We start from the raw sequence: 25,943 nt of genomic DNA, 5'->3' as shown, positions 1-25,943 counted from the left end.
ATGCCAATAATTAAGAATTTCGTTTAACTATTTTTTATTCCAATAATTGCGCCATTGCCATTTTTGCAATTTCAATATTTTTTAATTTATTAGGATGATTCTCTTTCTTTTGTTTTTGCACCAACTCACGCAATAAATTTACGCCTACTTTATCAAAACCATATTGTTTATATTGCATTCCTTTCGAAACAATATCTGCCGATAAATTTTTAATAGCCTGCATATTATTACTTTTTGCAATTTTTAAATACGCCTTTTTATACAACGATTGTATTTGATTATCTTGGCTTAAATACATTCCTGACATTACATTGCTTGCGATAAAAACAAGCTCATCGTCGTCATTTTCTTCTAAATAAATACGTGTTAAAGGATTTGCTATAATTTTTTTCACTTCAATAGGCAGTGTTTTTGATTTTTGAATTGCTAATTTTTTATCAATATAATACATCGCTACTAACGATTTTCCTAAAACTGCATACGATGTACTTTGCAAGCCTTTTTCAAAAACCGATTTTAATTCAGGGTCGGTTAATTTCCCTAAAGTTTCAATAGCGGCTGCTTGCACCAATGTTTTCGAATCGTTTACAGCACGTTCTTTTATCTTTTGAATAGCATTTTTTTTAGCTTTTTTATTTGCTAAACTAATGTTTTCTAAGGCTAAAATTCTAAGTTTATAAAAATCGGCAGTCATAGAATTTACAACTGCATTAAAGGCTTTTTTATCATCTTGATGCTTAGAAACCTCCAATAAAGCCTCTTTTTTATGTTGATAATTAGTCGCATATTTTAGTTGATAAATATAATCGCTTAAAACTTTATTTTCAAAAATATCACATAATAAAACTCCATCAGCATTTACCTGAATTAAGCTTGGTTGTTTTACAAATGCAAATGTGAAAGAAGCATCTTTATCATTTACAAAAACAGTATGACGCGTTGGTTTATCACCTTCAAAAATATCAATAGCTAAAGGAAATTTAAAGTCATTTTCTTGGGTTTGTATTATATTTACGCTTACTGTTTTTCGTAATTTATTATAATCATAAGAAATTTCCAATACAGGATGTCCGCTATTAAAATACCATTGCTTAAAAAACCAATTTAAGTCTTTTCCTGTAATTTCTTCAAAAGATAATCGCAATTGATGTGCCTCAGCAGTGCCGTATTTATTAGCGGTTAAATAATGTTTTAAACCCGCATAAAATGCTTGATCGCCTACATAATTTCGCAGCATATGTAAAATTGCGCCACCTTTATTATAGCTAACAGCATCAAACATATCTTCTTTATCAGTGTAATTAAAACGCACCAAATGTTTATCAAAATTCTGCCCGTTTTTATAGCCTTCAATATCTTCTAATAAATGTGCATCGGCAGCATTTTTTCCATATTTATATTCCTGCCATAAATATTCGCTGTAATTAGCAAAACTCTCATTTACCGTTAAATTACTCCAACTTTCAGCCGTTACATAATTACCAAACCAATGATGAAAAGCTTCGTGTGCAATGGTGTTTTCATGGATGTTTTCATCAATTAATTGCCCTGGCATTTGATAGGCATTTTCGCCATGAATTACCGCCGTAGTATTTTCCATCGCACCACTCACATAATCACGCCCTACAATTTGTGCGTATTTATTCCACGGATATTCGATGCCTGTAATTTTCGAGAAAAAACCCAACATTTCAGGCGTATTTCCAAAAATAGCCTTTGCGTGTGGTGCATATTTTTTTTCGACATAATAATTTACAGGGATATTCTTATAGGTATCTTTTACAATTTCATATTCGCCTACGCCCATAAAAAATAAATACGGCGCATGTTTTTGAGTAAAATTCCAATAATCGGTACGAGTTCCGTTGCTGTTTTTCTGTTGATTTTCTAATTTACCGTTCGATAATGTTACATATTTATCAGGAACAGTTATATAAATTTCTTGTGAAGTTTTCTGATTAGGCGCATCAATTGTAGGAAACCAACAACTACTTGCTTCGGTTTCCCCTTGAGTCCAAACTTGGGTTGGTTTATTTTTATCTAAACCTGTCGGATTTATAAAATATAATCCTTTTGCCGAAGTAATAGCAGTACTTCCTTTTTGTTTTACCTTTTCAGGACGTGCCGTATATTTTATATAAATGATAAATTCTTCATTTTTTTTATAGACGCGAGGCAAATCAATAATCAATTTAAAATCATCATAATTATAGGCTAATTTTTGATTATTCATCGTTATTTTATCAATAAGCATGGCTTTAGCATCTAAAATAACCTTATCGGTTTGATAAAAATGAGGTTTTAACCTTATCCAAGCCTCGCCGTTTAATTGCTTTTCTTTAAAATTAAAATCAACCTTTAATTTAGTGTGAATTAAATCGTGAATTTTAGCTGTTTCAGGATGATAAACAGCAGTCGACTGTGAAAATAAATTCAGTGTACAAAAAAGGAGTATCAGTATAAAAGCGCTTTGAAACTTCATAAAATAATTTAATTTGAACCTCAAAAATAAGAAATTCTATTTGGAGACTTGTTAATGCGTCGTTAAAAAGAAAAACCATCAATAAGTTGATGGTTTTCGTTTTTTATTTTTAAGATTATTGTTATTTATCCTTAGAAAAAGTGGTTGCTAATTTTGACATTTTATTAATATCAATAGTACCTGTTAAAAATACAATTATTGATTCTGCCTTGCCATTTTCACCTTTTTTATCCTTTATAAACATTAAAACCTCACTTACAAAATTTTTGTTTTTAGTTGATTTTACATAAATTTTTACACGAGAATTTTCATCTTTTATACGCATCAACGCTACCAGATTATTTTTGCTAACAGCACTTTTAAGCAGCTGTTCCATTTGAACAACAACACTTGGCTTTTTGGTTGAAAATACTTTTAACTCGTCTAAATTTTTAACCATATTAAAAACCTCGATAGCTTCGTTATCTTGTGAATTTACATCAAATTTTGAGAGCATTTCAAAAGCATCTTTGTTTACAATTACTGACGATACATCGTCCATATCTTCTAGTTTATCAAATATTGATTGCCCAAAACTTAGGTTTACTGTAAATATCAATCCTATTATTATTGTTATAATTTTCGTCATCTTTTTTAGCTTTTATTTTACGCTATTTATTACTTTTTGTACTGTTTTATCGTAGGTATTTAAACGTGCTAGGGCATTATTTCCTTTGTTTAAATTTTCTGAAACTAACTGTAATGCTACTGTTATTTGCAAAAATTGTTTTCTTTGCTGATAGTCTTCATATTTTTTATTTCCTACAAAAAATAACACTACAAGTGCTATTGCTGCTACTGCTATCCATTTTTTTTTAACTTTTTCCATTTTCAATTCAATATCTTTGATAACTATTTCTTTTTCAATCTTTTTAAAGAACACAATAACAAATATATTCTTACAAATGTAATGCCAAGTTAACAAGTATATTGCTTACTTGCCTATTTTTAAAAGGTCTTTTTATCCTTCATTTTAAGTTTATTACATCAAACTTAATAAAAAAATAATATTATTCATTAAATTGCGTTAATAATAGCTAATATATTCCTTATGAAATTATTTAAAGCATTTTCTAGTACCTTTTTCAGCTTATTTTTATTGATATCAGTTGTTTCTTGCAGTAAAAAAGCAGCAACTCCAAGTGATATTCAAATTCAAAATTTTATATGGAAAGGATTAAATGCCAATTATTTATGGCAAGATAAAGTAGCTGATTTATCCGATAAACGCTTTACAACCGACCAAGAACTATATGCTTTTTTATCAGAAACAGAAAACCCGTCAGACTTTTTTGAAAAATTATTATACAAAAGAAATGAGCTAGATAAATGGTCGTGGATTGTTGATGATTATCTTGCCTTAGAGCAATCTTTTCAAGGAACAAGCCAAACCACAGGGATGGAATTTGGCTTAAAAAGATTCAAAACAAACGCTAGCGAAGTATTTGGTTATGTTCGTTATGTTGTTTCAGGAACAGACGCCGATACTAAAGGTATTAAAAGAGGGATGATTTTCACCCAAGTAAATGGCACACCGATAAACGATAAAAATTACAAAGAATTATTATTTTCAAACGCAAATTCATACACTATTAATTTAGCCGATTATAATAATGGTGATCCAATAACAAATACAACAAGCTATACTCTTGAAAAAAGTATTTATACCGAAAACCCGATTCATATTGCCAAAACAATTGAGCATGCGGGACAAAAAATGGGCTACTTAATGTATAATAGTTTTACCGCAAATTTTGATTCTGAGTTAAACCAAACGTTTCTTAAGTTTAAAACAGCAGGTATTCAAAATTTAATTATTGATTTAAGATATAACGGCGGTGGTTCTGTAAACACAGCAACCCGATTAGCAAGTATGATTACAGGGCAATTTACAGGTGATATTTTTGCAAAACAACGCTGGAATAGTAAATATATGGCAGTTCTTAATCCTGATGATATTACCAATAAATTTACAGATAAAATAAGTGCTTCTGAAGCAATTAACAGTTTAAACCTAAGCAATATTTATTTTATTACTACAGAAAGCTCAGCATCGGCATCTGAATTAATTATTAATGGTTTAGTGCCACATATTAACGTAAAAACAGTCGGAAGTAAAACCCACGGAAAATATGTAGGTTCAATTACATTATATGACTCTCCTACTTTTAGCAAAAAAGACATTAATACAGCACATAATTGGGCAATGCAACCCATTGTTTTAGAAATTGTAAACAAAGATAATCATAACGATAAAGAAGGGATTTCACCAACAGTAACACGTTTTGAAGACTTTGGTAACTTAGGCGAATTAGGTAACAAAACCGAGCCTTTACTAGCAAAAACACTTCAACTGATAAGTTCAGGAGCTCGTGGAAATACGAATAATAACATAACTCAATTAGAAACAATTGGAAGTTCAAAATCAAACAATGTAAACTACAACACCATGTATGTTGATTTAAAATAATACTTCTTTTTAATAAAAAACTAAGAAAACCTAACTGAAAAAGTTGGGTTTTTTTAATAGATAAATAATACTATTTTATTTCTTGATTTTCAAGCATCTCAGGTCTAAATGGGGTCATTTTATCAGCATCTAATTTTTTAGCATATTTGTATCCTGACTTCCACCATTTGGCCATTAATTTTTTATCAAAAACTAAAGTATTTGTTGTTAAAACAGTTGGTGTGTAATATAAATTTAATTTTACATCATGATGTTTTGCAGATAATTTACCAATGGTAATATTATGTTTTTCTACATGCTCTAGCAAAAAACCAAAAACATCTAGCATTAGCGAAAATGGATTTTTAGCAGGCATTCTATTAATTTGATTCACCTCAGTTTCTAAAATAATCGCATCAATTTCTTTAGCACCACGTAAAATAGCTTCTCTTATAGGTACTAAACTTCCAAAACCACCATCAGCATACTGATAGCCATTTTTTTCTAACAAACTCATAAAAGGTACGTAATTACACGAGCCCCAAATCCAATCACAAAAATCTTCGTAAGTACATTCTGAAATCGCTTTATATTCAATCTGATTTGCTGTTAAGTTTGACACCGTTACCACAACTTCCTTATTTTTTTCACGAATTTCATCATACATTTCACGAGTAACATTCTTTTTAATCAATTTTCTTAAATTTTTACTTTCCCCAAAGGTTTTTCTTCCATTTAAGAAGTTCCAAAATGTATTTATATGCCTAATAGATATTACTTTTTCTCCATGAACTATCTTTATTTTAAAAGGACTATTACTAAAAATAGATTTTTGATTTACATTAGTATATAGTTTCTTTAAAGAATCTACTTTTCCTAGTGCTAAATGCGAAACCATTAAACTACCTGTTGATGTTCCTACAAATAAGTCATAGTCTTTTTTCTTTTCTTTCATTAAAAATTCAGCTACACCACCCGCAAATGCGCCTTTGCTTCCTCCTCCAGAAATTACCAATGCTTTTTTCATGTTTTTTTTCAGATAAGTGAATTGATTTGGTTATTTTTAATATTGTAAAAATATCAAAAAAATGAACCGTTTCCCTATTTTAATTTTAGTGTTATTTATTTCTTTTTCTTGTCAAAAAACTTCACTAAAAAAAGTTAGCTCTAGAAAATTTAAAAATATTAAAATCAGTCAATTTAAACAAGAAAACAGCAGTATTCGTGCACTTAAAATTATCAATAAAAATGAAATTGTTTTTGCGGGTTCAAACGGAATAATTGGTACTACTAAAAATGGCGGAAAATCTTGGAATCAAACACAAATACGTTATCAAGACACGATTATTCCTAATTTTAGAAGCATTGCCCTAACTAAAAATGCTGTTTTTGCTTTATCTATTGAAAACCCTGCATTGTTATATAAAATTACTGCCGATTCCTCAAAAATTGTCTATCTAGAAAAACATCCGAAGGTATTTTACAACAGTTTACATTTTTTTGATGATAAAAAACACGGAATTGCCGTAGGAGATCCAACAGATAAAGAAAATTGTGCGGCTATTATTTTAACTTCGGATGGCGGAAATTCTTGGACAAAATTGCCTTGTAATAAATCTCCAAAACTAAAAAAAGGAGAAGCTTTTTATGCCGCAAGCAATACCAATATTGCAATAATTAATAACACGGTTTGGATTGCTTCTGGCGGTACAAAAGCGAGGGTTTTAAAATCTACCGATTTCGGAAATACTTGGGAAGTTTATAATACACCAATTACACAAGGAAATACTGGTGATGGTATTTATTCCATTGATTTTTATGATGAAAATAACGGATTTATTATTGGAGGAAACTACACCAAACCAACCGATAATTGCGCCAACAAAGCCCTTACTTCCGACGGAGGAAAAACCTGGAAATTAGTAGCTAAAAATCAAAATCCAACCTATAAAAGTTGCGTACAATATGTACCAAACACCAATGGAAAAGAACTTTTTGCTGTCGGAATAACAGGAGTTTCATTTTCTAATGATAACGGGTATTCTTGGCGAAAAGTAAGCGAAGAGCCTTATTATAGTATTCAATTTTTTGATAAAAATACGGCATGGTTATCTGGTGATAAAAAAATAGGGAAATTAAATCTTAACCAAACTAATTAATCGTCAATTAAATAAAAATGACACTATATTCTTTTATGAAAATTTCCTATTTACATTTTGATAAATCTATTATCTTACATAAATAAACACAAAATAATGAAAAACTATATTTACATACTTCCGTTTTTAGATGGTAAGTATTTTAAAATAGGAATTAGTAATAATGATTTAAGGAGAATAAAAGAACATGATTCTACTTATGGAATTGATAAATATAAAGCGTTAGTTTTTGAAGGTAAAAAAAGAGTTATTAAAGCCCTAGAATCGTCTTTATTATCTATTTGTCCTGAAATAAATATTTTTGAAGGTAAAGATGGGAATACAGAGATTCGAGAGATTAAATACTTAGAATATTGTATGGATTTTATAAAATTCTATGAAAGTAAAAATGAAATTACAAGAAAAAAAATTGATTTAACACCAGTAATTAAAAAACCTACAAAAAATAAATATTCAAAAAGAGCGGTAAAAACCCCCTATACAACATTAACTGAAGAAGAATTAAATAAGTTTATTGATACTATTATTTTGTTTATTTCTGATAAAAAAGTAGAATGTATTAAAGAAGGTTTTGATTATTTAGTTTTATTTAATTCAAATATTGATGAATATGAGCTTGACCTTAAGAGTAAAAAATATAAATTATTGTTTAATTGCTATACCAACAATGGTAAAATAGGATTAAGTAGTATGGGGCTGAGTGGTTATATTTGTAATAGAGAAAACATACAAATAAAAGCTTTCTTTAACATAAACCCTTTTTCATTTATCGAAGAGATAGATAATAAACACGGTATAGATTTCTCTTTTTGTAAAGAACCTTACGAAAGATTAAATAGTGCTTTTTTAAATGCTTGTAAATAATTGTATGTAGAAAATATTATTTCGCTATTGAATTTGTAGATTAATATTAAGTATTTTTGCAGTTATGAAACAAATTAGCAGTATCCAAAATCCTTATATTAAAGATTTATTGAAACTTCAAGATAAATCTCGTGAACGAAAAAAGAAAGGATTATTTTTAGTAGAAGGACAACGTGAAATTTCGTTAGTTACAAAAGGTAATTATCAAATAGAAACTATTTTATTTGTGCCTAATATGTTTTCTTCGGATGATTTAAAAACTATTAAAATTGCTGCTGCTTCTTGCATAGAAATTACTAAAGAAATTTATCAAAAAATAGCTTATCGTGATACTACCGAAGGCGTAATTGCGGTTGTAAAAACTAAAAATTTTAGTTTAGATACTATTAAATTTAAAACAGAGAACCCACTAGTTTTGGTGTTAGAAAGTATCGAAAAACCAGGGAATATCGGTGCAATGCTTCGTACTGCCGATGCCGCAAATATTGATGCTGTTTTTATAGCAAATCCAAAAACTGATTTATTCAATCCGAATATTGTACGCTCTAGTGTTGGTTGTGTTTTTACCAATCAAATTGGCGTTGGTACATCCGAAGAAATCATTGCTTTTTTACAAGAAAAAAACATCCATATTTACAGTGCTACTTTGCAAAATTCAAACGAATATCATAAAAACGACTATACAAAATCAACAGCTTTAGTTGTTGGTACAGAATCAACAGGATTAACCCAAATTTGGAGAGATAAAGCAACTCAAAATATAAATATACCTATGCAAGGTGCTATTGATTCTATGAATGTTTCGGTTGCTGCTGCAATTTTAACTTTTGAAGCTAAAAGACAACGAGAGTTTAAAATAAGTTTATTTTAAACTATTTTTTGATAAATTATGTTTATATTTTAGTAATTTCGACTCTCTAAATAAAACAAATGAAAGTCTGTATTGCCGAAAAACCAAGTGTAGCAAGAGAAATTGCTAATATATTAGGAGCCAACACCAAACGAGATGGATATTTTGAAGGTAACGGCTATGCAGTAACCTACACTTTTGGGCATTTGTGCACACTTTTAGAGCCTAAAGATTACAAACCTCATTGGAAAAGTTGGGATTTGAATAATTTACCAATGCTTCCTGAGCGATTTAATACAAAAGTAACTGGTGATGAAGGTATTCAAAAACAGTTTAATATTGTTAAATCATTATTTGAAAAAGCCGATGTTGTTATCAATTGTGGTGATGCAGGAACTGAGGGTGAATTAATACAACGCTGGGTAATAAATCAAGCTAATTATAAAGGTGAAGTACAACGTTTATGGATTTCTTCATTAACAGAAGAAGCTATTAAAGAAGGGTTTCAGAATTTAAAACCTGCATCACAATATGATAATTTATATTATGCAGGGTTTTCACGTGCTATTGGCGACTGGTTATTAGGCTTAAATGCTACTCGATTATATACCGTTAAATTTGGAGGATACAAACAAGTACTATCTATCGGAAGAGTTCAAACTCCTACACTTGCAATGTTGGTGAATCGATTTAAAGAAATTCAAAACTTTAAACCACAACCTTATTGGGAATTACAAACCTTATACAGAGAAACACTTTTTTCTTATGAAGAAGGGCGTTTTTTAAAAAAAGAAGAAGGGCAGATTTTTGCTGATAAAGTAAAAGAAAGTGATTTTGAAATTACTTCAGTAACCAAGAAAAAAGGAAAAGAATACGCTCCTAAATTATTCGATTTAACAGGTTTACAAGTATATTGTAATAATAAATTCGGATTTTCTGCTGATGAAACATTAAAAATGGTTCAAAAGCTTTATGAAATGAAAGTTGTAACGTATCCAAGAGTTGATACCACTTTTTTACCTAATGATGTATATCCAAAAATTGCAGGTATTTTAGGAAAACTAACCAATTTCAATACCTTAACAAAACCATTATTAGGTCAGAAAATAAAGAAATCTAAAAGGGTTTTTGATGATAAAAAAGTAACTGACCACCACGCTATTATTCCAACTGGAATTCAAAATAATTTACCTTATAATCAGCAACAAGTGTACGATATTATTACACGTCGTTTTATTGCTGTTTTCTACCCTGAAAGTGATATTTCAAACACTGCTGTCATTGGAAAAGTTGATGATATTTCTTTTAAAACAACAGGAAAAGAAATTTTATCAAAAGGATGGCGTATTGTTTTTGAACATGAAAATAATACTAAAAAAACAGAAAACAATGTATTACCAACTTTTATAAAAGGAGAAAAAGGAACACACCAACCTAGTTTTTTACAAAAAGAAACCAAACCACCACGAAACTATACAGAAGCAAGTTTATTGCGTTCTATGGAAACAGCAGGAAAACAGGTCGATGATGATGAAATGCGTGAATTAATGAAGGAAAATGGTATTGGTCGTCCGTCAACTCGTGCAAGTATTATTGAAACTTTATTTAGAAGAAAATATATAAAACGACAAAAAAAATTAGTAATCCCTACTGAAACAGGAATTGATTTAATTGATTTAATTGATAACGAATTATTAAAATCTGCCGAACTTACAGGACTTTGGGAAAAACGTTTAAAAGAAATTGAACGTGGTGAATTTAATGCAGGAACATTTATCAATAACATGAAAAAAATGGTGGATGAATTGGTTTATGAAGTACGTTCAAGTAACAAAACAAAACGACTTTCTTCAGATAATGAAACTCAGAAAGTTGTAAAAAAAGTTGCTCCTCAGAAAAAAACAATCGTTGGTAAAGAATGTCCAAAATGTAAAAAAGGACAATTATTAAAAGGAAGTACCGCTTACGGATGTTCTAGCTATAAAACTGGTTGTAATTTTAAATTAGATTTTAGTTTTATGGATAAAAAAATATCTGAAAATCAATTAATTCGATTGATTGATAAAGGTTGTACTACCAATTTAAAAGGCTTCAAAAATGGAGATGAGAAAGTAGAAGGCTTAGTTCGTTTTGATGAAACTTTTAACTTAAAACTAGAGCCAAAACAAGCAGTTAAAAAAAATACACAAAAAGATACTGATAAAATTACATGTCCGAAATGTAAAAAAGGAACTGTTTTAAAAGGAAAATCTGCTTACGGATGCTCTGATTATAAAACTGGTTGTAATTTTGTATTTACTTTTGATAACATCAAAAAAATAGCCAACGGACAAACGTTGACTAAAGATTTGGTTTTAAATATTATTAGTAATAACTAAGATTTTTTTAATTCTTTATGATAATATTCAATTAATTTATCAGGATTTTTTATCGTGTTTTTAATCCATTCAAAATATAAAACACGTTGTTCTTCTTTGCTTAATTGCCAGTTTAAATCTGTTTTACGCAAACGTGCTGTAACATCATTTAAAGTAATTGCAGCTGCTACCGAAATATTTAAACTTTCAGTAAAACCAACCATCGGAATTTTTAAAAAACCGTCTGCTTCTTGTTTTATATAATCAGAAATTCCGTCTTTTTCAGCACCAAATACAAATGCCGATTTTTTAGTAACATCAAAATCAGATAATACACAAGAATCAGTATGTGGGGTTGTACCAATTATTTGATACCCTTTTGCACGTAAATCTTGTAAACACGCTTTTGTATTATCGCCATCTTCTTTATATCTGTTGATATTTAACCATTTTTGGCTTCCTTTTGCAACGTGTCGAGATACTTTGTTTGTAAACCTGTTTTCAATGGCATAGACATCTTGAACACCAAAAATATCACAACTTCTGACAACTGCACTTGCGTTATGAGGTTGATAAATATCTTCTAAAACCACTGCAAAATGACGTGTTCTTTCGTTTAAAACTCTATTAAATGTTTCTTTTCTTTTATCGGTAATAAAACCTTCTAAATATGCTAATAATCCTTCATCAATCATATTGCAAAAATACACTTATTTATTTTTTAAACTATATGTAATAAAAAAACGTCTTTAAATTATTAAAGACGTTTAATAAAATATTTTTAAAAATTACTTATAATGTTAGTTTATTAAAATAAGTATATATTTCTCCTTTTGATATTGAACTTCCTTTTTCTATTAAATCGAAAATCTCATCATTTCGTTCTTTATTGTACTTTTTAGTACCTGTAAAAAGTTCGACTTTTTCATCATTCGGGTTTTGCATTAACCACTCAAAACCTTCTTGTTCTAATAAATTAATATCTTTATCAATCGTAATCATAATACGATGAATTTCATCTTTATCGCATTTGAATAAATTAACCATTTTAGGCGAAAAATGCTCTAAATACTCGGTTTTTGTAAGTACATCATCCCAAACAACATCGCTAAAAACATTCATTTCATCTTCAGCAACTTGTGGTTTTTGTTCTTTTAACTCTTTCCATTCTTTGGCATCGATACTTTGCGATGCTAAAAAACGTGCAAATTCTTCATGCAATCCTTCAAATTGCTCTTTTGTTAATTGTCTGTACTTCATTCGGCAATTTTAATAATAATTTAGGGTTTTGACAATTTTAATATCAGAATTATAAATGATAAAATAAATATTATTTTTTAGCAAAATCGCCTAGCCCCGATTGAAGCTTTGTTTGAGCTCTTTTTTTGATTTTTCTTCAAAAAAAAGCGAGTGCGGAAAGCGGGAAATTGCTTCAAAAAATAATTATAAAAAAAATCCTCACAAATAAATTATGAGGATTTTTATTTTAAATATCTTATCTATTTTCGTCTTGCTTAATTTAGTTCAGCATCGCATCAACAAGAGAATTACGGCAAATCAGAATGCGAATCTGAAATAAATTCAGATTGACGGATTCGATGCTATTTTTTAGATGAAATTTAAACGAAATCTTAGTAATTTCTATACTGCTTAGTTTGTTCAAAAACATGGCTTAAAATTCGTTGTTCTTTTTCATCAAACTCAATATTTCTTCTTTTCATTACCATTTTGGCAACTTCAAAAACTTTGTTGGTTTTATATTCTGTAAATCCAGAAGCACCGCCCCAACTAAAAGATGGTACAAAATTTCGAGGAAATCCGCTACCAAAAATATTAGCAGAAACACCTACTACAGTTCCCGTATTAAACATGGTATTGATGCCGCATTTAGAGTGATCGCCCATCATTAAACCGCAAAATTGTAAGCCTGTTTTTGCAAAACGACCTGTATCGTAACTCCATAATTTTACCTCAGCATAATTATTTTTAAGGTTCGAATTGTTAGTGTCGGCGCCAATATTACACCATTCACCTAATACAGAATTTCCTAAAAACCCATCGTGTCCTTTGCTAGAATAGCCCATTAATACCGAATTATTAACCTCTCCGCCAACCTTACAATGAGGTCCTAAAGTGGTTGCTCCGTATATTTTTGCTCCTAATTTTAATACCGAATTTGCACACATCGCCAAAGCACCTCTTACTACAACGCCTTCCATAATTTCGGCATTTTCACCGATGTAAATTGGTCCTGAACTTGCGTTTAAAGTTGCAAAAGTTAACTTTGCACCTTCTTCTATAAAGATATCTTTTTTATTGATACAATTTACTGTATCAGGAATTGGCTCAGATGTTCTTCCATCGGTAATTAAATCGAAATCGGCACGAATTGCTTTATCATTTAAAGAAAAAATATCCCAAGTATTTTTTATCTGAAGTAACTCTTCTTGGTATTCAATATGCTCATAATTTGCAAAATTCACTTCGTCTTGGCTGTCGTTGGTATAAAAAGCAATCACATCTTCACCTTTAAAAATTGCCTGATTTTTGGTTAATGCTCTTACCATATCAACCAATTTATCTGTTGGTAAAAAAGAGGCATTTAACAGCACATTTTCTTCCAACTCTACCATCGGATATTTTTCTTCTAAATATTCTTCAGTAACTGTTGTGGTGGTTAAGCCTAAATGTTTTTCCCATTTTTCACGAATCGTTAAAATTCCGACCCTAATATCGGCAACGGGTTTTGTATATGTAAATGGTAATAAAGCGGTTCTTACATCACCATCAAATAAAATATAATTCATTTTTATTATTTTTTTGAACTCTCACAAAACTACTACTTTCAATTCATTTTACAAGTTTAAATATTAGCCTTACTTTTGTTATCTAAACTTAAAATGTTCCATGAAAAAAATAGTCGCTTTAATTATTCTTATTATTACGTTAGTTTCTTTTGCCTATTATGCTTTTATTTATTACGTTCCTTATAGTAAAGGTGTGCGCTCTGGCGAACTTATAAAAATAAGCTACAAAGGAGTTGTTGTTAAAAGCTGGGAGGGTGAAATTAGCCAAGGTATTTCTGGTGCTCAAATTTTTGCATTTTCAGTGCAAGATAATGAGAAGAAAGTTATTGCCGATTTACAAAAATTTCAAGGAAGATATGTTAAAATTACGTATAAAGAACTTTATAAAACTTTTTCATGGCTTGGTGATACTAAGTATTTTGTAACAAATGTAGAACAAGAAAATTCACCACACTTTAAAAGTTTAGAAGATACTTCTAAAGAATAAAAAAATCTTAAGTTAAATTGATAAAATATGATAAAAAAATTTAAACACGTAGAAGAAACAGGCATTATAATTTCAGAATTAATGTTGCCTTCACACGCTAATTTTAGCGGTAAAATTCACGGAGGATATATTTTATCGTTATTAGATCAAATTGCCTTTGCTTGTGCTTCAAAGCACTCTGGCGAATACTGCGTAACGGCATCGGTTGATACGGTTGATTTTTTAAATCCCATTGAAGTTGGCGAACTCGTTACCATGAAAGCTTCGGTAAATTATACAGGGCGAACCTCGATGGTTGTTGGTATTCGTGTGGAAGCTGAAAATATTAGAACAGGAGTTACCAAGCATTGTAACTCGTCTTATTTTACCATGGTTGCTAAGGATAAAGATGGTAAAAGTGTTCAAGTTCCTGGTTTAATTGTTAACGACGATATTGAAATTAGGCGTTTTTTAAAGGCGATAAAACGTATTGAAATGAAAAAGAAACGTCAAGAAGAATTTGATAGTGAAGATTTTGTACATCAAAATTACACTAAAGATTTAAAAGGATATAATGTAAAAATTGAGCTTTAATTTAAAATACATAAAGAATTAAAAACCTTGATTTTTTTATAACTTTCGAAGTTTTTTTGGAGCTATTTCCCGCTTTTCGCACTCGCTTTTTTTATTTTTTTGAAAAAAAAAAACAAAAAAGAGCTCAAACAATTGCTTCAATCGGGGCTAGAATCAAGTGCTATATTCCTGTTTATTACAGAAACACCAATAAACGTCATGCTGAATTTATTTTAGCATCGCATCAACAGAAGAACTACGGCAAATCAGGATGCGAACCTGAAATAAAACCCTATAAAAAAAGCCTATCATTTCTGATAGGCTTTTAATTTTTAATCTTAAAAAAATTATTTTGTTAAGTACATTTTACGTCTTGAATATAAGTCGTAAAACTGATCATCTTTTAAATCATCAATAAATAAAATACTTTCACCTGTCGATTTCATTTCAGGTCCTAATTGTTTATTTACGTTCGGAAATTTATTAAATGAAAATACTGGTTGCTTTATCGCATACCCTTTTAACTGAGGATTGAAATCAAAATCAGTAACCTTATTTTCACCTAACATTACTTTTGTTGCGTAATTTACATACGGCTGTTTATAGGCTTTTGCAATAAAAGGCACCGTACGAGATGCTCTTGGGTTTGCTTCAATAATATAAACTACGTCATCTTTAATAGCAAACTGAACATTTATTAAACCTACCGTTTTTAATTCTAAAGCGATAGTTTTTGTATGATCTTTTATCTGCTGTAATACTAAGTCTCCTAAGTTAAAGGCTGGTAATGTTGCGTTTGAATCTCCAGAGTGTACTCCACAAGGTTCAATATGCTCCATAATTCCGATAATTTGCACATTTTCACCATCACAAATTGCATCTGCTTCAGCTTCAATTGCACCATCTAAATAATGATCTAATAATAATTTGTTACCAGGCATTCTTCTTAATAAATCAACAACGTGTTCTATTAATTCTTCTTTGTTGATAACAATTTTCATTCCTTGTCCTCCTAAAACATACGATGGACGAACTAAAATTGGAAAATCTAATTTTTCAGCTAAAACTAAAGCTTCATCAGCAGTTTCAGCGATTCCAAATTCTGGAAATGGAATATTATTTGTTTTTAATAAATCAGAAAAACTACCTCTATCTTCTGCTAAATCTAAGGCTTCAAAACTAGTACCTAAAATTTTAATTCCATATTTAGTTAATTTTTCAGCTAACTTTAAAGCAGTTTGTCCACCTAACTGAACAATTACTCCTTCTGGTTTTTCATGCTTAATTATATCATAAATATGTTCCCAAAAAACAGGCTCAAAATATAATTTATCAGCAGTATCAAAATCTGTAGAAACTGTTTCAGGATTACAGTTAATCATAATGGTTTCATAACCACATTCTGCAGCTGCTAAAATACCATGAACACAACAGTAATCAAATTCAATTCCTTGCCCAATACGGTTTGGTCCTGAACCTAAAACAATAATTTTTTTCTTTGCAGTAACTTCACTTTCGTTAGCCACCACTGTAACACCTTCTTTGGTTACAATATCACTTTCAAAAGTTGAATAATAATACGGAGTTTTTGCTTTAAATTCAGCAGCACAAGTATCAACTAACTTGTAAACTCTGTTGATATTTAATTCTTCTCTCTTTTTATATACCTGACTTTCTAAACATTTTAACATATGAGCAATCTGACGATCTCCATATCCTTTTTGTTTTGCTTCTAGTAATAAATCTCTATCAAGTGTATCAACAGTATATTTAGAAATTTCTTTTTCTATTTCGTGTAATTCTTCATATTGTTTTAAGAACCACATATCAATTTGCGTAATTTCGTGAATTTTACTCAACGGAATTCCCATTTTGATAGCGTCATAAATAATAAAAACTCTGTCCCAAGAAGCGTTTGTTAACTTCTCTATAATTTCGTCATAGTTTTTATTTTCTTTTGCATCGGCACCTAAACCATTACGTTTAATTTCAAGTGATTGTGTTGCTTTGTGCAATGCTTCTTGAAACGAACGTCCAATTCCCATTACCTCACCAACAGATTTCATTTGTAAACCTAACGTTCTGTCAGAACCTTCAAATTTATCAAAGTTCCAACGAGGAATTTTTACAATTACATAATCTAAGGTTGGCTCAAATAAAGCTGATGTCGATTTGGTAATTTGATTATTTAATTCATCTAAATGATACCCTAAGGCTAATTTAGCTGCAATTTTAGCAATAGGATATCCTGTTGCTTTACTTGCCAATGCTGATGAACGTGAAACCCTTGGGTTAATTTCAATAGCAATAATTTCTTCTTTTTCATCTGGTGATACAGCAAACTGTACGTTACATCCTCCTGCAAAATCACCAATATTACGCATCATATGAATTGCCATATCACGCATTTTTTGGAATGTTTTATCAGAAAGTGTCATTGCTGGCGCTACCGTAATTGAATCTCCAGTATGAATTCCGATAGGGTCCATATTTTCGATTGAACAAATAATTACTACATTATCATTAGCATCTCTTAATAACTCTAATTCGTACTCTTTCCAACCGATAAGTGCTTTATCAATCATAACTTCATGAATTGGAGATACCTCTAATCCTCGAGTTAATAAGGCATCAAAATCTTCTTCTTTATATACAAAAGAAGCCCCTTCTCCACCTAAAGTAAACGACGCTCTAATAATTAAAGGAAAACCAAATTCTTGAGCAATTTCTTTCCCTTTTAAGAATGATGTTGCCGTTGCTTGAGGCGCCATTGGAATACCAATATCTAGCATCAAATTTCTAAACTTCTCACGGTCTTCAGTAATATTAATGGCATCAATATTAACACCAATAATTTCTACACCAAAATCATCCCAAATACCTTTTTCATCAGCTTCAATACATAAATTTAAAGCTGTTTGCCCCCCCATTGTTGGTAAAACTGCATCAATTTGTGGATGCTCTTTTAATATTTGTACTAATGATTTAGTATTTAAAGGTAAAAGATACACATGATCAGCCATCGTAGGGTCTGTCATGATTGTTGCAGGGTTCGAATTGATTAAAACAGTTTCAATTCCGTCTTCACGTAAAGAGCGTAAAGCTTGCGTTCCAGAATAATCAAATTCACAGGCTTGTCCAATAACAATTGGGCCTGAACCGATTATTAAAATAGATTTAAAGTTTTGATTTTTAGGCATTTTAAATAGGTGTTGTGTTGTTGTTGTGGTTTTCGGTAAAAGTAAAAAAGGTTATATACAAAAAAGGTGTTACTATAAAAATAGTAACACCTAATATATTAACGATTGTTAATCATTATTTTTTTGGTCTTGGAGCTGAAGATACACTTAAGTTTTTTCTTCCTTTAGCTCTTCTTCTAGCTAATACTTTACGTCCATTAGCAGATGCCATTCTTTCTCTGAAACCGTGTTTGTTTCTTCTTTTTCTCTTCGATGGTTGGTAAGTTCTTTTCGGCATTATTTATATTTTTAAAAATGGTCTTTAATTCAATTTGCTTTTGTGAAATTCCGTCTGCTAAAAGCGTGGGCAAATATACAATAGTTTTTTCGTCTTACAAATACTCCATTTGTTTTTTTTGAAATATTTTTTAACTTTACAAAAATACGCATTTTTTATGTATTTTTTCACTTTTTTATTTGTTCAGATAGTCAGACTTCTTACTTTTGCCCAAACCTAACAACCATGAGCAACACTAAATACGTTTTTGTAACAGGAGGCGTAACTTCATCACTAGGAAAAGGAATTATAGCCGCTTCTTTAGCTAAATTATTACAGCAAAGAGGTTTCTCAGTGACTATCCAAAAATTAGACCCATACATTAATATAGACCCAGGAACATTAAACCCATACGAACATGGAGAATGCTATGTAACTGATGACGGCGCTGAAACAGACTTAGACTTAGGGCATTACGAACGTTTCTTAAACCTTCCTACCTCTCAGGCAAACAATGTTACTACAGGTAAAATTTATCAATCTGTAATTAACAAAGAGCGTAAAGGAGAGTTTTTAGGAAAAACAGTTCAGGTAATACCACATATTACCGATGAAATTAAAGAACGTATTCAAATTTTAGGAAAAACCGGAGATTATGACATCGTTATTACTGAAATTGGTGGTACTGTTGGCGATATTGAATCATTACCTTATGTAGAGGCGGTACGTCAATTAAAATGGGAATTAGGCGATGATAACGTTATTGTTATTCACCTAACTTTAGTTCCTTATTTAGCTGCCGCTGGTGAATTAAAAACCAAACCAACTCAACATTCTGTAAAAATGCTAATGCAAAGCGGTGTAAGCCCTGACATATTAGTATGCCGTTCTGAACACGAAATTAACGACACTATAAAACGTAAACTAGCATTATTCTGTAATGTTAAAAAACAAGACGTTATTCAATCATTAGATGCTGAAACTATTTATGATGTTCCTAATTTAATGTTTAAAGAAGGATTAGATTATGTCGTTTTAGATAAATTAAATTTATCTACTAGAACACAACCTAAATTAGAAGCTTGGAATCAGTTTTTAGAGCGTCATAAAAACCCTACTGCAACTATTGAAATTGGTTTAGTGGGTAAATATGTTGAATTACATGATTCTTATAAATCAATTACCGAAGCTTTTATTCATGCAGGAGCCGCTAATAAAACTAAAGTAAAAGTTCGTTGGATTCACTCCGAAGAACTAACACCTGAAAATGCTGCATCACAATTAGCAGGGTTAAATGGTGTTTTAGTAGCCCCTGGTTTTGGTGGAAGAGGAATTGAAGGTAAAATTGCAGGGGTACAATATGTACGTGAAAACAACGTTCCATTTTTAGGAATTTGTTTAGGAATGCAAATGGCCGTTATTGAATATTCTCGCAACGTTTTAGGTTTAAAGGATGCAAATTCTACTGAAATGGACGAAAAAACAGCCAATCCTGTTATTAATTTAATGGCAGCACAAAAAGAAGTTACCCAAAAAGGTGGAACCATGCGTTTAGGAGCTTGGGATTGTGAAATTTCTGAAAACTCTAAGGTATTTGAAGCTTATAAAACAAGTTCAATTAGCGAACGTCACCGCCACAGATTCGAGTATAATAACGACTATAAAACGCAACTAGAAGATGCAGGAATGAAATCAACAGGTATAAACCCTGAAACGGGCTTAGTAGAAACTGTTGAAATCCCTACACATCCTTGGTTTGTTGGTGTGCAATATCACCCAGAGTATAAAAGTACGGTATTAAACCCCCATCCTTTATTTGTGAGTTTTATAAAAGCAGCTTTACAGCAATCTAAAAAATAAATTTAAAAATCCTGTAATTCAAAAATTACAGGATTTTTTTCTTTTTTAATACATATGGAACATTCTTTGAGCGAATATCCTTATTAAAATTAATAACGGTAAAACCTCATAAAAACGATTCGGTTTTACTAAACTTGTCTTATTTTTCTGCTATTTTTAAATTATCAGAAAAAAATAATGACAAGTTGTCATCATTTATAACACATATCAATGGAACAAAAAAAATTTGATGTAAAGTCATTCATAGGAATGCTTTTATTAGGAGGAATATTACTTTGGTGGACAAGTAACCGCAAAGCGGAAATAACTCCTGAAACTAAAACGCAAACAGCACAAGTTACAGATGCTTTAACAGCTCAAAATAACGCAGTAGGAACAGCAATTTTAAGCGATTCACTACAAAAAATTGCCCTAAAAAATAAATTAGGTGCTTTTGCATATGGTGCTTCAACTACTAAAAATGGAGTTACTTCTATTGAAAACGAACTTATTAAATTAACAATTGACAATAAAGGAGGGCAAATTACTGAAGCTTTACTTAAAAACTTCAAAACCTACGATTCACTTCCTTTATTTTTGATAAAAGATAAAAACGCTTCTTTTAATATTAACTTCGGAACTACTGATAATCGTATTTTAAATACTAAAGATTTATTGTTTGCTCCTACTTTAACTAAAAATGGAGATACGCAAATACTTTCTATGAAATTGAAAGTATCAGAAAATCAATTTTTAGAATATCGTTATGAAATCAAAAAAGATGATTATCGTGTTGGATTTGCAGTTCGTTCACAAGGATTAAGTACTGTAATAAACAGCTCACAAGCAATTAATTTAGATTGGAATTTAAAAGGCTTTAGACATGAAAAAAGTTTAAAAACCGAAAATCAATATTCATCTTATTATTATAAAGCTGATAATGAAGTTGATTATTTACAAATGAATGATGATGAAATTATAAATGATGTAAATTGGGTTGCTTATAAACAACACTTTTTCTCAACTATTTTATCTTCAGATACTCCTTTAAAAGATACTGCATTAAAATCTGTTGATTTTGCTGGTGAAGAAAAAGATAAAGTTTTCACTAAAACATATAGCTTAAAAGCTCCTTTAGCTTTAACAAATGGAGAATTAAATTATAATATGCAATGGTTTTACGGACCTACAAATTATAACTTATTAAAAACTTACGAAGGAACAGGTTTAAGTGAAATTACAGATTTAGGTTGGGGAATTTTTGGTTTTTTAAACCGTACTGTATTCTACCCTGTATTTAACGCTTTAAAAGGTTTTATTGGTAATTTCGGATTGATTATTATTTTTATGACCATCGTTGTTCGTATTATTATGTCGCCAGTACTTTATAAATCGTATTTATCGAGTGCTAAAATGAAAGTGATTCGTCCAGAAATGGAAGAAATCAATAAAAAATTCCCTGGTAAAGAAAACGCAATGAAACGCCAACAAGAAACTATGGCTGTACAGCGAAAAGCTGGTGTAAGTATGATGTCAGGATGTATTCCTGCATTATTACAAATGCCTGTATTCTTTGCGTTATTTAAGTTTTTCCCTACAAATATAGATTTCAGACAAAAAACATTCTTATGGGCAAATGATTTATCATCATATGACATGATTTATCAATTACCTTTTAGTATTCCTTTTTATGGTGACCATATTAGTTTATTCCCAATTTTAGCATCTATTGCTATTTTCTTTTACATGAGAATGAACCAAAATCAGCAAGCAAATATGCAAGCTCCAACGCAAGAAGGAATGCCTGATATGCAAAAAATGATGAAGTATATGATTTACTTCTCTCCTCTTATGATGTTATTTTTCTTTAATAATTATGCAAGTGGATTAAGTTTATATTATTTCATCTCAAACTTATTAACTATCGCAATTATGTTGGTTATTAAAAACTTTGTAATTGATGAAGCTAAAATTCATGCAAAAATTGAAGAAAACAAAAAGAAACCTGAAAAAGCGAAAAGCAAGTTCCGTGAACGTTTAGATGCTGCTATGAAACAAGCTCAAGAGCAACAAGCAGCTCAACAGAGAGCTAAGAATAAATAATATTTTTATTTTTAAATAACTTAAAAGGTCGCTAAATGCGACCTTTTTTACTTTAACATTTATTTAACAATTTGTTTTTAAACCTTTAAATAAATTAGTTGTCTTATCAAAATTTAATCAATTAAATACGCAATGAAAAAACTTATTCTAATTGTTATTTTTATGCTTTCAATTTCAATTCAAGCACAAAGACCAACAAAAAAACAAGGTAATATTCCTAAAATAACTTTAACAGGAAAAATTATAGAATCAAATACAAAACAACCTTTAGAATACGCAACCTTAGTCTTCACACATATGCGAAGCAAACGTATCTCTGGAGGAATAACGGATACAAATGGAAACTTTTCTATTCAAGTTCCTAAAGGATTTTATGCAATTAAAGTTGAATTTATTGGTTTTAAAACTAAAAATTTATCAAACAAAAAACTAATAGAAAACACTAATTTAGGAATTATTACGCTTTCTGAAGATGCAGAAAAATTAAATGAAGTTGAAATTATTGCTGAAAAATCAACAGTAGAAATCCGTTTAGATAAAAAGATTTACAACGTTGGTAAAGATATGACCGTAAAAGGCGGAACAGCTTCGGATGTTTTAGACAATGTACCATCAGTAAATGTTGATGCAGAAGGTGCTATTAGCTTACGTGGTAATGAAAATGTTCGTATTTTAATTGATGGAAAACCCTCTGCTCTAGTCGGATTAACAGGTACAGATGCCTTACGTAATTTACCTGCTGATGCAATAGAAAAAGTAGAAGTAATAACAGCACCATCAGCTCGTTATGATGCCGAAGGAACGGCTGGTATTTTAAATATCATCCTTCGAAAAGGAAAAATTACAGGTTTTAACGGTTCATTAAATATTACGGCAGGTAATCCTGATTTACTACGAATTGCACCAAACTTAAATTATCGTACTAAAAAATTCAATTTATTCTCTAATCTGGGTTATTCTTACAGAAAAGGTCCAGGAAATTCAAAAACCACCTTTTCTTATTTAAAAAATGGTATTTTAGATAGCACACAAATAGAAGACAGAACTTTTGATAGAAAAAATAAAAACTTCAACGCTTCTGTTGGTATGGAATATTATATCAACAAAAATAGTTCTGTAACAGGTAATTTTGTGTATCGAAAATCTGATGGAGATGATGTTGCAACTAATTTAACAGACAGGTTTTTATTTAACGATTCTTCAAAAAATTTATTAAATGAAACTCGTATCGAAAATGAGCAAGAGAATGGTACAGACAAGCAATATTCAATAAATTATACGAATAATTTAAATAAAGACGGGCAAAAACTAACCATCGATTTACAATATGGCGATAGCCAAGAAACAGAAAATATGCCAGTTACTGTTAATGGAGTTTTATCTGAATTAAATTCGCAAATAACAAGCTCAAAAGAAAAATTACTTCAAATAGATTATGTGTTCCCTATCGGAGAAAATAGTCAGTTTGAAATCGGACATAAAGCAAGTTATCAAGATTTGAATTCTGATTTTAAAGTAAATATTTTAAATTCATCGAATGATTTTGACCCTTCAAATGCCATTACTTTTAAGCAAAATATATTTGCTTTTTATTCGCAATATGGAAGTAAAATAAATCAATTCTCATACCTTTTAGGACTGCGTTCAGAAATTACAGATATTGATTTAAACGTATTAACGACCAACCAAGAATCAACTAAAAAATACACTAAATGGTTTCCAACGGTAAATATTGGTTACGAATTAAACGATAATGAAAACCTAACTTTAGGATATAGCAAACGTTTAAGACGACCACGTCATTGGTTTTTAAATCCGTTTGAAACCCGAAGTTCAGCAACTAGTGTATTTAGAGGAAACCCCGATTTAAACCCGACATTTACCAATTCTTTGGATTTAGGATATAACACAAAAATCAGAAAATTCAACTTAGGAGCTTCTGTATATTATCAACATTCAACGGATATTGTTCAACCCATATCGGTTATAGAAAAAAGAGATGAAAACAATATTTTTATTCGTCAGCCAGTAAATTTAAACGACGAAAACCGCTACGGATTCGAATTTACAAGTAATTATAATCCTACAAAAAAAGTACGTTTATCAGCAAGTTTCAATTATTATCAATTTAATACAAATGCTTTTTCACATACTTACACCTCGCAAGATGGCTCAAAAATTGTTACAAATTTAGCCGAAGTAAACGAAAACAGCTGGTTTGCTCGTTTTAATTCTCGCATTACATTGCCCGCAAAAATAGCTTGGCAAACACGATTAATGTATCGTGGTTCTAAAAATAATGCACAAAGTAATATAAAAGGAATGTTTATGGCAAATTTATCTTTTAGCAAAGATATTTTAAAAGAAAAAGCATCATTAGTATTAAATGTAAGCGATTTATTCAATTCTCGCAAGCGTGAAAGCACTACGTATTATGGCGGAATAGAAAATCCATCAACAATAGCAAACGGAACTTTTCAATGGAGAGAGCGACAAATTTCGTTGAGTTTTACGTATCGTTTTAATCAAAAGAAGAAAAGAGAAAATAGGCAAAACAATGAAGGTGATTCAGAATTTAATGGATAATTTTTTTTGGGCGTTCGAGCGGGCTTTCATTACTCGCTTTTTAGTTTGGTGCAAAAAAGCACCAAACTAAAAGAGCTCAAACATGCCATTCAATCCCTAACGCAATTCTTAGTTTTTTAATGATTTTTATCAATTCGAGGACAGACCTCACAAGTTTCTAAAACCTGTGAGGTCTAAATATTCAAATAAATTATCAGCTTAAAAAACTTAGAGCCTGTTTAAATTTCATTTTTAAAAAAAATGTAACAGAAAAACAAAAAACCGCATCCGTCAAACTGATTTGCAGTAGTTCTCCTTTTTTTTGATGATTCTTGTCAATTCGAGTGATTTTAATGACTAAAAGGAATTAAAATTGTATCGAGAATTTGAATTGTTTTATGTTGATGAATTTTATACAAAAAAGTTCTCGATACAATTTTTTTGAAGAAAAAAAATCACTCGAACTGACAGTTTATTTAATTTTTAAACAAGCTCTTAGTGAAAAAACAAATTTTTAGTAAAACTGCCTAGCCCCGATTGAAGCTTTGTTTGAGCTCTTTTTTATTTTTCTTTTCAAAAAAATAAAAAAAGCGAGTGCAGAAAGCGGGAAAATTGCTTCAAATAAAATACTACGTACAACAAAAAGCTCGTTCAAATAAATGAACGAGCTTTTATGTATATATTTCCTAAGGAAAAGCTTAGTTACCTTGAGCGGCTTTTTTAGCTTCTTTTTTCAATTTCAAGTTTTCTAAAATTGTTCCACCAATCCAATAAGGAACAACAAATGTTAATAAGAAAATTAACAACCAAAAACCAGTTGTAAAAATAAACATGAATAATACTAATCCTGAAAATTGTGAAAAATCTAACATTTGTTTTCTGTAATAATTGTTATAGAGCAAAATTAGAACTATTTTTCTTTTTATCCAATAAA

At 30.2% G+C, this 25,943-nt stretch carries 20 protein-coding genes; 10 read left to right on the top strand and 10 right to left on the bottom strand.

Features of this window, described 5'->3' with window-relative positions:
- Nucleotides 1–34: 34 nt before the first annotated feature.
- The 3 genes from ABNT14_RS04305 to ABNT14_RS04295 form a co-directional block, all read right to left on the bottom strand.
- Complete coding sequence (locus ABNT14_RS04305; protein ID WP_101903488.1) at nucleotides 35–2,482, bottom strand: M1 family metallopeptidase; 2,448 nt, start codon at nucleotides 2,480–2,482, stop codon at nucleotides 35–37.
- 121 nt (nucleotides 2,483–2,603) lie between these two features.
- The gene (locus ABNT14_RS04300; protein WP_101903489.1) at nucleotides 2,604–3,110 is read right to left on the bottom strand and encodes a DUF4252 domain-containing protein; all 507 of its coding nucleotides are present in this window, start codon (nucleotides 3,108–3,110) and stop codon (nucleotides 2,604–2,606) included.
- 12 nt (nucleotides 3,111–3,122) lie between these two features.
- Nucleotides 3,123–3,350, bottom strand: coding sequence for a hypothetical protein (locus tag ABNT14_RS04295; protein WP_145993586.1), 228 nt, complete (start codon nucleotides 3,348–3,350; stop codon nucleotides 3,123–3,125).
- Nucleotides 3,351–3,572: 222 nt separating this feature from the next.
- On the opposite strand from ABNT14_RS04295, the gene ABNT14_RS04290 reads away from it, so the two are divergent.
- Nucleotides 3,573–4,991: a S41 family peptidase gene (locus ABNT14_RS04290; protein WP_101903491.1), complete on the top strand. Its 1,419-nt coding sequence runs from the start codon at nucleotides 3,573–3,575 to the stop codon at nucleotides 4,989–4,991.
- Nucleotides 4,992–5,061: 70 nt separating this feature from the next.
- Here the strand turns inward: ABNT14_RS04290 and ABNT14_RS04285 are convergent, their stop codons facing one another.
- Nucleotides 5,062–5,997 carry a patatin-like phospholipase family protein gene (locus ABNT14_RS04285; RefSeq protein WP_101903492.1) on the bottom strand — a complete coding sequence of 312 codons (936 nt, stop codon included), beginning with the start codon at nucleotides 5,995–5,997 and terminating at the stop codon, nucleotides 5,062–5,064.
- Nucleotides 5,998–6,058: 61 nt separating this feature from the next.
- Between ABNT14_RS04285 and ABNT14_RS04280 the strand changes: the two genes are divergently transcribed.
- The 4 genes from ABNT14_RS04280 (at nucleotide 6,059) to ABNT14_RS04265 (ending at nucleotide 11,221) form a co-directional block, all read left to right on the top strand.
- Entirely contained in the window at nucleotides 6,059–7,129 is a 1,071-nt protein-coding gene (locus ABNT14_RS04280; RefSeq protein ID WP_101903493.1) for a WD40/YVTN/BNR-like repeat-containing protein, read from the top strand.
- A 96-nt stretch (nucleotides 7,130–7,225) separates the two neighbouring features.
- Complete coding sequence (locus ABNT14_RS04275) at nucleotides 7,226–7,993, top strand: hypothetical protein (RefSeq protein ID WP_101903494.1); 768 nt, start codon at nucleotides 7,226–7,228, stop codon at nucleotides 7,991–7,993.
- 64 nt (nucleotides 7,994–8,057) lie between these two features.
- Nucleotides 8,058–8,864, top strand: a complete 807-nt coding sequence (locus ABNT14_RS04270) for a TrmH family RNA methyltransferase (RefSeq protein WP_101903495.1) — start codon at nucleotides 8,058–8,060, stop codon at nucleotides 8,862–8,864.
- A gap of 59 nt (nucleotides 8,865–8,923) precedes the next feature.
- Nucleotides 8,924–11,221 (top strand): DNA topoisomerase 3, encoded by a 2,298-nt coding sequence (locus ABNT14_RS04265; RefSeq protein ID WP_101903496.1) that lies wholly within the window; start codon nucleotides 8,924–8,926, stop codon nucleotides 11,219–11,221.
- Here the strand turns inward: ABNT14_RS04265 and ABNT14_RS04260 are convergent.
- From ABNT14_RS04260 to ABNT14_RS04250, 3 genes are all read right to left on the bottom strand, one after another.
- Entirely contained in the window at nucleotides 11,218–11,895 is a 678-nt protein-coding gene (locus ABNT14_RS04260; protein WP_101903497.1) for a TrmH family RNA methyltransferase, read from the bottom strand. The genes ABNT14_RS04265 and ABNT14_RS04260 overlap by 4 nt on opposite strands.
- 97 nt (nucleotides 11,896–11,992) lie before the next feature.
- Complete coding sequence (locus tag ABNT14_RS04255) at nucleotides 11,993–12,460, bottom strand: DUF6495 family protein (protein ID WP_101903498.1); 468 nt, start codon at nucleotides 12,458–12,460, stop codon at nucleotides 11,993–11,995.
- Nucleotides 12,461–12,831: 371 nt separating this feature from the next.
- Nucleotides 12,832–14,007 carry a GlmU family protein gene (locus ABNT14_RS04250; protein ID WP_101903499.1) on the bottom strand — a complete coding sequence of 392 codons (1,176 nt, stop codon included), beginning with the start codon at nucleotides 14,005–14,007 and terminating at the stop codon, nucleotides 12,832–12,834.
- A gap of 100 nt (nucleotides 14,008–14,107) precedes the next feature.
- Here ABNT14_RS04250 and ABNT14_RS04245 point away from each other — a divergent pair, with 100 nt between their 5' ends.
- Together ABNT14_RS04245 and ABNT14_RS04240 are read left to right on the top strand one after the other, a co-directional pair.
- On the top strand, nucleotides 14,108–14,494 hold the full coding sequence (locus ABNT14_RS04245) for a 6-phosphogluconate dehydrogenase (RefSeq protein ID WP_101903500.1): 387 nt from the start codon (nucleotides 14,108–14,110) through the stop codon (nucleotides 14,492–14,494).
- A 27-nt stretch (nucleotides 14,495–14,521) separates the two neighbouring features.
- Entirely contained in the window at nucleotides 14,522–15,067 is a 546-nt protein-coding gene (locus ABNT14_RS04240; RefSeq protein WP_101903501.1) for an acyl-CoA thioesterase, read from the top strand.
- A 326-nt stretch (nucleotides 15,068–15,393) separates the two neighbouring features.
- On the opposite strand, the gene carB is transcribed toward ABNT14_RS04240, so the two are convergent.
- The gene (gene carB / locus ABNT14_RS04235; RefSeq protein ID WP_101903503.1) at nucleotides 15,394–18,246 is read right to left on the bottom strand and encodes a carbamoyl-phosphate synthase large subunit; all 2,853 of its coding nucleotides are present in this window, start codon (nucleotides 18,244–18,246) and stop codon (nucleotides 15,394–15,396) included.
- A 115-nt stretch (nucleotides 18,247–18,361) separates the two neighbouring features.
- On the bottom strand, nucleotides 18,362–18,523 hold the full coding sequence (gene rpmH / locus ABNT14_RS04230; RefSeq protein ID WP_058884776.1) for a 50S ribosomal protein L34: 162 nt from the start codon (nucleotides 18,521–18,523) through the stop codon (nucleotides 18,362–18,364).
- Between the two features lie 225 nt (nucleotides 18,524–18,748).
- Here rpmH and ABNT14_RS04225 point away from each other — a divergent pair, with 225 nt between their 5' ends.
- From ABNT14_RS04225 to ABNT14_RS04215, 3 genes are all read left to right on the top strand, one after another.
- Entirely contained in the window at nucleotides 18,749–20,362 is a 1,614-nt protein-coding gene (locus ABNT14_RS04225) for a CTP synthase (protein ID WP_101903504.1), read from the top strand.
- A gap of 210 nt (nucleotides 20,363–20,572) precedes the next feature.
- The gene (gene yidC, locus ABNT14_RS04220; protein WP_101903505.1) at nucleotides 20,573–22,444 is read left to right on the top strand and encodes a membrane protein insertase YidC; all 1,872 of its coding nucleotides are present in this window, start codon (nucleotides 20,573–20,575) and stop codon (nucleotides 22,442–22,444) included.
- Nucleotides 22,445–22,576: 132 nt separating this feature from the next.
- Nucleotides 22,577–25,030, top strand: coding sequence for an outer membrane beta-barrel family protein (locus ABNT14_RS04215; protein WP_101903506.1), 2,454 nt, complete (start codon nucleotides 22,577–22,579; stop codon nucleotides 25,028–25,030).
- 677 nt (nucleotides 25,031–25,707) lie between these two features.
- Here the strand turns inward: ABNT14_RS04215 and ABNT14_RS04210 are convergent.
- Complete coding sequence (locus tag ABNT14_RS04210) at nucleotides 25,708–25,881, bottom strand: hypothetical protein (RefSeq protein WP_180947644.1); 174 nt, start codon at nucleotides 25,879–25,881, stop codon at nucleotides 25,708–25,710.
- Nucleotides 25,882–25,943: the final 62 nt, after the last annotated feature.

Origin of the sequence: Tenacibaculum dicentrarchi, from assembly GCF_964036635.1 — a bacterium.
Taxonomy (GTDB): domain Bacteria; phylum Bacteroidota; class Bacteroidia; order Flavobacteriales; family Flavobacteriaceae; genus Polaribacter; species Polaribacter dicentrarchi.
Note: the sequence above shows the minus strand (reverse complement) of the source record. Positions and strands in the feature narration are given on the sequence as shown.

Excerpts from the sequence above, each read along its gene's own strand:
- ABNT14_RS04260 (WP_101903497.1), bottom strand. The coding sequence starts at position 11,895 with ATGATTGATGAAGGATTATTAGCATATTTAGAAGGTTTTATTACCGAT.
- ABNT14_RS04245 (WP_101903500.1), top strand. The coding sequence starts at position 14,108 with ATGAAAAAAATAGTCGCTTTAATTATTCTTATTATTACGTTAGTTTCT.
- ABNT14_RS04250 (WP_101903499.1), bottom strand. The coding sequence starts at position 14,007 with ATGAATTATATTTTATTTGATGGTGATGTAAGAACCGCTTTATTACCA.
- ABNT14_RS04285 (WP_101903492.1), bottom strand. The coding sequence starts at position 5,997 with ATGAAAAAAGCATTGGTAATTTCTGGAGGAGGAAGCAAAGGCGCATTT.
- ABNT14_RS04225 (WP_101903504.1), top strand. The coding sequence starts at position 18,749 with ATGAGCAACACTAAATACGTTTTTGTAACAGGAGGCGTAACTTCATCA.
- ABNT14_RS04275 (WP_101903494.1), top strand. The coding sequence starts at position 7,226 with ATGAAAAACTATATTTACATACTTCCGTTTTTAGATGGTAAGTATTTT.
- ABNT14_RS04215 (WP_101903506.1), top strand. The coding sequence starts at position 22,577 with ATGAAAAAACTTATTCTAATTGTTATTTTTATGCTTTCAATTTCAATT.
- ABNT14_RS04270 (WP_101903495.1), top strand. The coding sequence starts at position 8,058 with ATGAAACAAATTAGCAGTATCCAAAATCCTTATATTAAAGATTTATTG.
- ABNT14_RS04255 (WP_101903498.1), bottom strand. The coding sequence starts at position 12,460 with ATGAAGTACAGACAATTAACAAAAGAGCAATTTGAAGGATTGCATGAA.
- ABNT14_RS04240 (WP_101903501.1), top strand. The coding sequence starts at position 14,522 with ATGATAAAAAAATTTAAACACGTAGAAGAAACAGGCATTATAATTTCA.
- ABNT14_RS04290 (WP_101903491.1), top strand. The coding sequence starts at position 3,573 with ATGAAATTATTTAAAGCATTTTCTAGTACCTTTTTCAGCTTATTTTTA.
- ABNT14_RS04265 (WP_101903496.1), top strand. The coding sequence starts at position 8,924 with ATGAAAGTCTGTATTGCCGAAAAACCAAGTGTAGCAAGAGAAATTGCT.
- ABNT14_RS04300 (WP_101903489.1), bottom strand. The coding sequence starts at position 3,110 with ATGACGAAAATTATAACAATAATAATAGGATTGATATTTACAGTAAAC.
- ABNT14_RS04210 (WP_180947644.1), bottom strand. The coding sequence starts at position 25,881 with ATGTTAGATTTTTCACAATTTTCAGGATTAGTATTATTCATGTTTATT.
- ABNT14_RS04280 (WP_101903493.1), top strand. The coding sequence starts at position 6,059 with ATGAACCGTTTCCCTATTTTAATTTTAGTGTTATTTATTTCTTTTTCT.
- ABNT14_RS04305 (WP_101903488.1), bottom strand. The coding sequence starts at position 2,482 with ATGAAGTTTCAAAGCGCTTTTATACTGATACTCCTTTTTTGTACACTG.
- yidC (WP_101903505.1), top strand. The coding sequence starts at position 20,573 with ATGGAACAAAAAAAATTTGATGTAAAGTCATTCATAGGAATGCTTTTA.
- carB (WP_101903503.1), bottom strand. The coding sequence starts at position 18,246 with ATGCCTAAAAATCAAAACTTTAAATCTATTTTAATAATCGGTTCAGGC.
- rpmH (WP_058884776.1), bottom strand. The coding sequence starts at position 18,523 with ATGCCGAAAAGAACTTACCAACCATCGAAGAGAAAAAGAAGAAACAAA.
- ABNT14_RS04295 (WP_145993586.1), bottom strand. The coding sequence starts at position 3,350 with ATGGAAAAAGTTAAAAAAAAATGGATAGCAGTAGCAGCAATAGCACTT.